4 protein-coding genes are annotated in these 8,393 nt (G+C 38.6%); 2 read left to right on the top strand and 2 right to left on the bottom strand.

Annotated features, from left to right (window positions below):
- Positions 1 to 12 precede the first annotated feature (12 nt).
- Entirely contained in the window at positions 13 to 6,567 is a 6,555-nt protein-coding gene (locus tag F6K54_RS34925) for a type I polyketide synthase (protein WP_375342025.1), read from the top strand.
- Between the two features lie 55 nt (positions 6,568 to 6,622).
- Positions 6,623 to 7,624, top strand: a complete 1,002-nt coding sequence (locus F6K54_RS34920) for a DUF6208 family protein (RefSeq protein WP_293088273.1) — start codon at positions 6,623 to 6,625, stop codon at positions 7,622 to 7,624.
- A gap of 240 nt (positions 7,625 to 7,864) precedes the next feature.
- On the opposite strand, the gene F6K54_RS34915 is transcribed toward F6K54_RS34920, so the two are convergent.
- Entirely contained in the window at positions 7,865 to 7,999 is a 135-nt protein-coding gene (locus tag F6K54_RS34915; RefSeq protein ID WP_293088271.1) for a hypothetical protein, read from the bottom strand.
- On the bottom strand, positions 7,983 to 8,222 hold the full coding sequence (locus F6K54_RS34910) for a hypothetical protein (protein ID WP_293088270.1): 240 nt from the start codon (positions 8,220 to 8,222) through the stop codon (positions 7,983 to 7,985). The genes F6K54_RS34915 and F6K54_RS34910 overlap by 17 nt, the downstream gene beginning before the upstream one ends.
- Positions 8,223 to 8,393: the final 171 nt, after the last annotated feature.

Below are 8,393 nucleotides of genomic sequence, written 5' to 3'. Positions count from 1 at the left end.
CAACCTTTATATATTGGCTCTGTCAAAACTAATATTGGTCATACAGAAGCAGCAGCTGGTATGGCAGGATTAATCAAAATAGTTTTAGCTTTACAACATCAGCAAATTCCTCCTAATCTTCATTATCAACAGCCTAATCCTTATATTCCTTGGGACAGGTTACCATTTGAAGTTCCTACTACATTAACTGAGTGGAAGTCTCAGGGAGAAAAAAGACGCGCTGGAGTTAGTTCTTTTGGAATGAGTGGAACTAATGTTCATGTGATTTTAGAAGAAAGTTTGGTTCCCATCCACGCTAAACATTCACAAGATAAAAAACTAAATTTTCCCGAACGCCCCCTGCATATATTAACATTATCAGCCAAACAAAATACAACTCTAACTGAGTTGGTTAGTCGCTATAAATCTTACTTAGAAACTCATCAAGATTTAGCTTTAGAAGATGTCTGTTTTACTGCTAATGCAGGGCGTACACATTTTAATCATCGATTAGTATTAATATCTTCTAACATTTCAGAAGCGATCGCTAAATTAAATCAATGGAATATTGAGTCTGAAGTAACAGGGATTTTTTCAGGAGAAATAGGGAGTAGTTATCAAAAGCTTAGAATAGCTTTTTTATTTACTGGCCAAGGTTCACAATATATTAATATGGGCAGGCTTTTATATGAGACTCAACCAATTTTCAGGAATACTTTAGAAGAATGCGATCGCATTCTCCAACCTTATTTAGAAAAATCTCTTTTAAGAGTAATATATCCTGAAAATGAGCAATTAAATAATTGGGAAATTAATCAGACTGTTTATACACAACCTGCCCTATTTGCTCTCGAATATTCCCTATATAAATTATGGGAATCTTGGGGTGTTAAACCAGATGTAGTTATTGGTCATAGTGTAGGAGAATATGTGGCAGCTTGTGTGGCAGGAGTATTCAGTCTGAAGGAGAGTCTGAAATTAATTGCCATGCGGGGGCGGTTAATGCAGCAGTTACCTTCCGGTGGAGAGATGGTATCTGTAATGGCATCAGAATCTCAAGTCATAGAAGCTATAGGAGAACATAGTTCTAGGGTGACAATAGCAGCCATTAATGGAGCAGCAAGTATAGTAATATCAGGTGAGAGTGGAGCGATAGAAACTATTTGTAGATTGTTAGAATCAGAAGGATTCAACACCAAGCAGCTACAGGTATCCCATGCTTTTCATTCTCCATTGATGGAACCAATGTTGGCAGAATTTGAAAAAGTAGCCAAAGAAATAACCTATAATCAGCCTCAAATACCACTAATATCAAATGTCACTGGAAAACAGGTGCGTAGCGAAATTACCACTGCTGAATATTGGGTGAGTCATGTGCTTCAAACAGTAAGATTTGCCCAGAGCATGGAAATTCTAAACGAGCAAGGGTATGAGATATTTCTAGAAATTGGACCCAAACCAATATTGTTGGGGATGGGAAGGCAATGTCTACCGGAAGATGTGGGAGTATGGTTGCCATCATTACGCCCAGGAGTAGATGATTGGCAACAAATGTTGGATAGCCTAGGAAAACTCTATGTACAGGGATTGAAAATAGATTGGTCAGGGTTTGACAAAGATTATGCTCGTCAGAAAGTAGCATTGCCAACATATCCATTCCAACGACAACGCTACTGGATAGAAACCAACAATAACTTCTCGCCCAAACTCCAATTTTCTTCAGGAGAAATCATAGCCACAGCCAAAGGAACAGAAACCGAATCAATCAAAAATTGGTTGTATGAAGTAGAGTGGAGAATCAAAGGTATATTAGGTAAACTACTACCTCCAGATTTCCTGATGCCACCTGTAGAAATTGCCCAAAATTTGGCATCCACTCTCACAGAATTAGTAATTCAAGTAGATAATGAAACAACAGCATATATTGGCACCAGCTTAGAAGAATTAAGCGTAGATTATATAGTACAAGCATTGCAGGAAATGGGTTGGTCATACCAACCAACAGAAAGCTTTGAATTTGATGCAACAGTCAAAAAGTTAGGCATAGTTCCCACTCACAGACGACTGTTTATGCGTTTGCTAGAAATATTAACAGAAGAGGGAATCCTCAAATATAATCAGCAGCAGTGGCAAGTAGAACAAACCTTAGAAACAGTCAAGCCGAATCAAAAAAGTCATAGTTTACGGCATCAGTATCCAGAAATAGCAGCAACATTGACACTACTGGAACGTTGTGGTAGTCAATTAAGTGGAGTATTACGAGGAGCAATCAACCCAGTAGAGTTAGTGTTCCCCCAAGGAGATTTGACCACAGCGACTCAACTTTATGAAGAGCCAACAGTAGCTAAAGTGATGAACACAATAGTAGTAAAAACCATCACCAAAGCTATAGAAAAATTACCCAAGAGCAGAGGTATCAGGTTGTTGGAAATAGGAGCGGGAACAGGAGGAACAACAAGCTATATCCTGCCTCATCTAAATCCCCAGCAAACAGAATATACATTCACGGATATCGGGGCATTATTTACCACCAAAGCTCAAGAGAAATTCCAGGATTATCCATTCATTATCTATCAAACCTTAGACATAGAAACAGACCAGGCAAGCCAAGGATTTGAGGCTCACCAATATGATGTGATTATTGCAGCCAATGTGCTTCATGCTACCACAAATATGAAGCAGACATTATCCCATGTGCGACAACTATTAGCAGATGGAGGAATGTTAGTGTTATATGAAATAACAACTGCTCAACGATGGTTAGATTTAGTATTTGGACTACTAGAAGGATGGTGGAAATTCAGTGATTATGAATTACGAGCAGACTACCCTTTGCTGAGTCGCGAGCAGTGGCATCATGTGTTGAGAGAAACAGATTTTAGCGAAGTAGTCACTATGCCAGAAGTGGAGGGAATGGCAGAAACATTGTCAGAACAAACAGTAATTGTTGCCAAAGTTAATCCCACAACAAAAGAACCAACCCAGAAGAAAACTAAAGGTTGGTTAATACTAGCAGACAATAGGGGAATAGCTCAACAGTTAGCCCAAAAACTGCACTCAGTGGGAGAAGTTTGTACTTTAGTATTTGCTGGAGAAAAATATCAACAGCTCACCCCAGAAGAATTTACCATTAACCCCAACAACCCTTCAGAATTTGAGCAAGTAATAGAGACAGTAGCAGCCAAATCACAATCATTATATGGAGTAGTACAATGTTGGACAATAGAAGCGGGAGTGGCTCAAGCTATTAATTCTCAGGAGTTAGAAAATTTGTCTAAGCTAGGGTGTGGCACAACTCTATCTTTAGTACAAGCATTGGTGAAAGCAAAGTTATCAATTGTTCCTAGATTATGGTTGGCGACAGCAGGTGCTCAAGCTGTGCCGTCAAATCATCCACTCATACCAGGAGTAGCTCAATCTTCGGTGTGGGGAATGGGAAAAGTGATTAGCTTAGAACACCCAGAATTCAACTGTACTCGTATAGATTTAGACCCAGAAGAGACTAGAGAAAGTCAAGCAGATGCACTATTTAATGAAATCTGGTCGGAGGATAAAGAAGACCAGGTAGCATGGCGCGGAGAAGATCGTTATGTAGCTCGATTAGGCAAGATTGTGGTAAATCAAACACAACAAGCTGATGCTACTACTCACCAGCCTTTAAGTTTCCGTTCTGGAGCTAGCTATCTGATTACAGGAGGTATGGGAGGTTTGGGCTTGCTGGTAGCTAGTTGGATGGTGTCTAAGGGAGCTAAACATTTAGTATTGTTAGGACGCCGTTCACCGGATGATGCTACTAGGAACAAAATAACACAGTTAGAAATGGCAGGAGCGGAAGTGGTGGTGGAAAAAGCCGATGTGTCTGATTGGGAGTCGATGAGAGGGGTGTGGCAGAGGATAGATTCGTCAAACAGACCATTAGCAGGAGTGATTCATTCGGCGGGGATGTTATCAGATGGAGTGCTACAAAACCAGAGTTGGTCTAGTTTTGAAGAAGTGATGGCACCGAAAGTGCAAGGTGCTTGGCACTTGCATCAATTGAGTCAAAATCAATCATTGGACTTTTTTGTACTGTTTTCTTCCGTGGCATCTTTGTTAGGTTCCCCTGGTCAGGGAAATTATTCAGCAGCTAATGGGTTTCTTGATGGTTTAGCTCATTATCGTCGCGCTATGGGATTACCTGGATTGAGTATTAACTGGGGGGTATGGTCTGAAAGTGGGATAGCAGCTCGCCTCGCCAGTCAGTATCAAAATCGGATGAAAACATCAGGGATGGGTTCTATTTCTCCAACGGAAGGATTGCAAGTATTAGAACAACTCTTACAAACTCACACGATACAAGTAGGGGTGCTTCCCGCAGATTGGTCGGTGTTAGCTAAACAATGGAGTTTAGAAAATCAAAGTTCGTTACTTTGGGAATTTTTACAACAGGAAACAACACCCAAAAATCCAGACGAACAAATTTTAGACAAATGGAAAGCAGCACCAACAACTGAACGTCAAGAGATATTGAGAAGTTATATTCAATCTCTAGTAGCAAAAAGCATGGGAATCAACTCCTCAGAAATTTCTACTGATGCTAATCTAATCGAGCTGGGTATGGATTCATTAATGAGTATGGAAGTTGTCAACCAACTCAGTCGCGACCTCAACTTTATCATCTATCCCAGAGAGTTTTACGAACGACCCAAAATCCGCTCTTTAACTCAATACCTGAGTGCAGAGTTGAATAATAATGATGTTACTCATCAATCATCCTCAAAAAGTATAGAAATATTTGAAACCAAATCTATTTCTGAACCACCACCTCTAGCTTCAAATTCGGAACGTCTTCCTGGTATTATTTTCATTCTTTCGAGTCCGCGTTCAGGTTCAACTTTACTTAGGGTAATGCTAGCTGGTCATTCTTCCGTCTTTTCACCACCGGAGTTACATCTTTTACCATTTAACACCATGAAGGAGCGACAGGAACAACTTAATGCTTCTTACTTGGGTGAAGGGTTACAAAAAGCCTTGATGGAAATTCAAAATCTGGATGCAACAGCTAGTCAGACTCTCATTCAAGATATGGAGTCACAGAATTTATCTATTCAGCAGGTTTATAGAATGCTACAGGAAAATATAGCACCTCGTCTGCTAGTAGATAAATCTCCTTCTTATGGAATGAATAGAACAGTATTAGAACGAGCAGAAGCCATATTTGCCAACTCTAAATACATTTATCTGGTTCGCCATCCTTACTCAGTCATTGAATCATTTGTGCGGATGCGGATGCAAAAGTTGTTGGGGTTTGGGAATGAAGATCCTTACCAGATAGCGGAGCAAGTATGGGTTAAAAGTAACCAGAATATTTTAGATTTTTTGACTGGGTTGGAGTCAGAGCGTTATCATCAAATTCACTATGAAAAATTAGTGAAGGAACCAGAAAAAGTGCTATCCCAATTATGCGACTTTTTGAATATTGATTTTCAGCCAGAACTTTTGCAACCTTATCAAGGCGATCGGATGACAGAGGGCGTTCATCAAACTTCATTATCAATTAATGACCCCAATTTTCTCCAACACAACACTATTGATCAGAATTTAGCAGACAAATGGAAAACGATTCAATTACCACATTCGTTGGGAGAAGAAGCTCAACACATCGCGAACCAACTCAATTATGAATTACCCCACACTAACAAACAGGAATATTCTGTAACTGCTGTTACAGAGCAGGTAATTAGGTCGGAAAAATTTATTGAGTTTAGAGGAAATCAGATTTGTTTGTGTAGTTGGGGTGCTGCGAATGCTCCCGTAGTTTTGTGCATTCACGGTCTTTTAGACCAGGGATTAGTTTGGCAAGAAGTAGCACTTCCCCTGGTAGCAAAGGGTTATCGGGTGGTAGCTCCTGACCTTTTTGGTCATGGACGTTCCTCTCATTTGGAAATGGTAACTTCTTATAATTTACTGACATTTTTAGCTCAGATAGACCGAGTGATTCAGGAATTGTCAGACCAACCTTTGTTGTTAGTAGGTCATTCTATGGGGGCAATGTTGGCCACAGCGATCGCTAGTGTCCTACCGGAGAAAATCAAAAGGCTGATTTTAGTAGAACTTCCCCTACCTGCTGAGGAAAACAAGCAAGAGTCTAGAGTCAATCAGCTCACAACTTGTTTAGAATATATGAATTCTACCCCTCAACACCCCACTTTTCCTGATGTGGCAACTGCTGCGAGCAGGTTACGTCAAGCTACACCAAGTTTGTCAGAAGAATTTTCATACATCTTAGCTCAACGAATTACAAAACCAGAGCAAGCTGGAGTGTGTTGGAGTTGGGATGCCATTCTTCGTACTCGTTCTGTTTTGAGTTTCAACAATTTTTATGGCGATCGCTCTCAATGTTTGCAGATGCTCAAATCTCTTGAAGTTCCTACTACCTTGATCTATGGAGATAATAGTAAATTAAATCGACCGGAAGATTTACAACTACAACAAATAACAATGACTCAAGCAAAACAAGTTTTTCTTTCTGGAGGACATAACCTCCATATTGATGCTGCTAGTTATTTGGCATCTCTTATTTTGACATCAGAATCGACTTTTTCTTGAAAAACTTTTCACTAGATACGATATTATTGATTTAACAATTGGAGGTAATCGAATTATGAAAAATCGGGAAAAAATTTTAGCAATCGAATTATTATGGGAAGTTCCACTGGCATTGTTATCTTTCATATTTTTTAAAATTGTGAAATTATTGATCCACATTATTATTAGTATTACTGCTAATTCAAATATTAGTATTACTACTAATTCAAACAAAAAAGAGTTTAATAAATGGCAAGTTATTTCTGAGGAAGCGTTAAAAAAACCTTTAACATTACCTTATATTTTAACTCATGGACCTCGATGGAATACTTCTGCTATTGTTGCTGTTACTACAAGACCTTTTGTTTTGAAAAAATCATTAGCAATAGAAATCAGTTCTTGTGTGGCTTCAGCTCAATCATGGAGTATAGGCATCTATACATATCCTGAAGTAAAACCTGTCGAATACATAGCATCTTATAACTCAAATTTACAGGAACAATGGCATGAATTAAAACTGGAACCAGGAAAATATACTCTAGTGTTAAGATATTATAATTGGTACGATCAAGTCAACTTTCCTGTGATTAATGTTGATGGTAATTTAATCATTGAAAGTGAATCAGTTGATGGTAGTAATGTCAACAATTTTTATCAAAATTTAATAACACGAGACAATATTTTTTACAGATTTCTCAATTACTATATATTTACTTTACTAATTTGTCAGAAATGGTTACCTAAAGAATGGGTGAGAAAAGAATATTTACCGATAGGAGATCCTAATAACGAGTTTCTCTACGGATTTGTTTATAAAGGTTGCTCTTTAAGTTTAGAACTAAATTCATTATTGCTTGCTAATTATGATGTGTATTTAACAACATATAGTCGTTCTAGTTTGCCAATTACTTTTTGTCAAATTAATGCCGAAAAATACATGAGTAAGGTGATAGAAACAGATGGCTTTTATTTATTGAGGCTGCGTTACAAATCAGATTTAGGGAACAATTTATTCCAGCAAGATTGGATTAATGTAGAGCTTTTATCCTCACAGGGTGACAAGCTATTCATTAATTGATAATTGATAATTGATAATTGATAATTGATAATGGATAATTGATAATTACCTCTGGTTAAAACCGTTACGGAATTGAATATAAGGAGATATTATTTCTTTTTTTTCCCCTTAAAAGGGGAGGCTTTAAACCTTAATTATTTAATTATTAATAATTAATAATTCGGTAAAAATATAGGCATTGATGGAAGGAAGGCAGGAGGCAGGAGGCAGGAGGCAGAAGGTTTTCTCAAGAGTGTCACCTTAAATTTTATATACAAACGATGCTATCGGACATGATATTACCATATCGATCCAGCGATCCATTAATTCCTGATATTTAGAACCACGGATCGATCTATAAGGGTAGGCAGCGATCGCACTAACTACTAACAGCATTACCCGCCCGCTCCTCCTCTAATAATTCCTCTAGCTTTGCTCTTACTTTGTTCGACCAATCAGGTAAGTTTTTAACACTGACTAGCATCTCCTCATCAACCTTTACTGTTAGATTTTTGTTTTTAGGTTTACCGGGGACTGCGGGCTTGTAGCTCCAGTTAACTATGTCAGGATTGCCCCCAGGTCTACCTGCTGGTTTATATTTTCTTTTGCTATTGGGCATATTTTGGCCTCTCGTAGTTTGTCCTTATTATATCAGGTAGTTTCTTGACACTCCCCGCTCTAAAGAGACGGGGATTCTTGGTTCCGCGACAATACTTGCTCAACCAAGCTTGCGCCAAGCTGAGTAGAGGTTTCATCTCCCCAAGCGTTTTCTGCGTCTAGCGCAGTAGTT

The sequence above is a fragment of the Okeania sp. SIO3B5 genome, from assembly GCF_010692555.1.
Lineage (GTDB): Bacteria > Cyanobacteriota > Cyanobacteriia > Cyanobacteriales > Microcoleaceae > Okeania.
This window is presented reverse-complemented; position numbering and strand designations above follow the sequence as displayed.

Bases quoted from the DNA above. Each gene is read 5' to 3' on its own strand.
- F6K54_RS34910 (WP_293088270.1), bottom strand. From the start codon at position 8,222: ATGCCCAATAGCAAAAGAAAATATAAACCAGCAGGTAGACCTGGGGGC.
- F6K54_RS34920 (WP_293088273.1), top strand. From the start codon at position 6,623: ATGAAAAATCGGGAAAAAATTTTAGCAATCGAATTATTATGGGAAGTT.
- F6K54_RS34915 (WP_293088271.1), bottom strand. From the start codon at position 7,999: ATGCTGTTAGTAGTTAGTGCGATCGCTGCCTACCCTTATAGATCGATC.